3 protein-coding genes are annotated in these 1,547 nt (G+C 73.0%); 1 reads left to right on the top strand and 2 read right to left on the bottom strand.

Going from position 1 to position 1,547, the window contains the following annotated elements; genetic code table 11:
• Positions 1-4: 4 nt before the first annotated feature.
• Positions 5-472 carry a pyridoxamine 5'-phosphate oxidase family protein gene (locus AB8Z36_RS39520; protein WP_369218188.1) on the bottom strand — a complete coding sequence of 156 codons (468 nt, stop codon included), beginning with the start codon at positions 470-472 and terminating at the stop codon, positions 5-7.
• A gap of 219 nt (positions 473-691) precedes the next feature.
• On the opposite strand from AB8Z36_RS39520, the gene AB8Z36_RS39525 reads away from it, so the two are divergent.
• The gene (locus AB8Z36_RS39525) at positions 692-1,333 is read left to right on the top strand and encodes a cysteine hydrolase (protein WP_369218189.1); all 642 of its coding nucleotides are present in this window, start codon (positions 692-694) and stop codon (positions 1,331-1,333) included.
• Between the two features lie 31 nt (positions 1,334-1,364).
• Here AB8Z36_RS39525 and AB8Z36_RS39530 read toward each other — a convergent pair.
• Positions 1,365-1,547 (bottom strand): Rieske (2Fe-2S) protein (locus AB8Z36_RS39530; protein ID WP_369218190.1); only part of this gene is annotated, 183 nt, incomplete at its 5' end.

The raw sequence follows: 1,547 nt of genomic DNA on the forward strand, positions 1-1,547 counted from the left end.
GCCCTCAGAGTGCCGCCAGCTTGCGGAAGTCCCAGGAGGCGATCGCGTCGGGCGTGAGGCGGATCCAGGCGTGGCGGCCGTCGTGCGGCATCTCGTCCATGCCGAAGAGCTTGCGCGCGAAGAGCTTCTCGGGGACGGCGAGTTCGGGGCAGGGCTCACCCGTGCGCGGCGCCTCCCCGACGAACTCCACGGTCCCGGAGAGCTCGACGCCGCGCAGCTCCCCGTACTCCTCACCGGCGTCCACCACCACGGCGATCCGGCCGTCGCGGCGCAGATCGGCCCAGCGCTTGCTGCGGGTGGTCGAGTACAGCCACAGGGAGGTGCCGTCCCAGTGGAACCAGAGGGTGCTGACGTGCGGCGCGCCGTCCTTCGACACCGTCGCCACGCGGCAGGTGCGCTGCGCGGCGAGGAACGCGTCGAGCTCGTCCGGCGTCATCATGATCCTGCGGCCCCGGCGCTGCGTGGCGGCCATGTGTCCTCCCAAGTGGCGTAGCCGCGTGTCTCCAGTGGTGCCCGTGCGGTCGCGCCGTGCGGGCCCGCGGGTCCACGCCTGTCCTGACGTTGTGTCAGAAAGGGATGATGGACGCTCTTCCCCCGTCACGCAATGGCCGTTAGCCTCGCGCGGATTCCGGGCACGGCGGACCGGAGGCGGTCCCGTCGGCGGCCCGGCCCACCGCGAACAGGGGGACCCATGCCGTCCTGCGGACAGCTCAGCGAGATCCTCGACCCGGCGAGCACGGCCCTGCTGACCGTCGAGTGCCAGCAGGGCGTCGTGGGCGCCGGGAGCGCACTGCCCGAACTCGCCCGTGCGGCCACCGAGTCCGGGGCGCTCGGCCATGTGGCCCGGCTGGTGGCCGCGGCCCACGGCAGCGGCGTCCAGGTCCTGCACGCGGTGGCCGAGCGGCGCCCGGACGGACGCGGTGCCAACCGCAACGCCCGGCTCTTCCGGGCCGCCGGACGGCTGCCCGTGCAGCAGCTCTCCGGCACGCCCGCCGTGCGGATCGCGCCGCCGATCGAGGTGGCCGACGAGGATCTGGTCGTACGCCGCCTGCACGGCCTCTCCCCGATCGCGGGCACCGACGTCGACCCGCTGCTGCGCAACCTCGGCTGCCGGACCCTCCTGATCACCGGGGTCTCGGCCAACGTCGCGATCCCGAACGCGGTCTTCGACGCCGTCAACCTCGGCTACACCGCCGTCGTGCCCGCCGACGCCATCGCGGGCGTCCCCGCCGACTACACACCGGCGATGGTCCGCAACACCCTCGCCCTGGTCGCCACCGTCACCACCACCCAGGACGTGCTCGACGCCTGGAAGCGGCCCACGCGCGCGTGAGGCCCCCCGGACGAGCCTGTCGACGCACCTGTCAGACGAGCTTGATCGAGCCGCCGTCCACGGAGATCTCGGCCGGGGGCAGCGGCGAGGGCGCCGGGTTCTGCTTGACGCTGCCGTCGGCGATGTCGAACTTGCTCCCGTGGCAGGGGCAGTTGATGGTGCCGTCGGCGACGCTCGTCACCGGGCACTGCTTGTGGGTGCAGCGGTTGGAGAA

The organism is Streptomyces flavofungini, assembly GCF_041028215.1.
Classification (GTDB): Bacteria; Actinomycetota; Actinomycetes; order Streptomycetales; family Streptomycetaceae; genus Streptomyces; species Streptomyces flavofungini_B.

What these genes read in the sequence shown, in the direction of transcription:
- AB8Z36_RS39525 (WP_369218189.1), top strand. Translation starts at nt 692, where the DNA reads ATGCCGTCCTGCGGACAGCTCAGCGAGATCCTCGACCCGGCGAGCACG.
- AB8Z36_RS39520 (WP_369218188.1), bottom strand. Translation starts at nt 472, where the DNA reads ATGGCCGCCACGCAGCGCCGGGGCCGCAGGATCATGATGACGCCGGAC.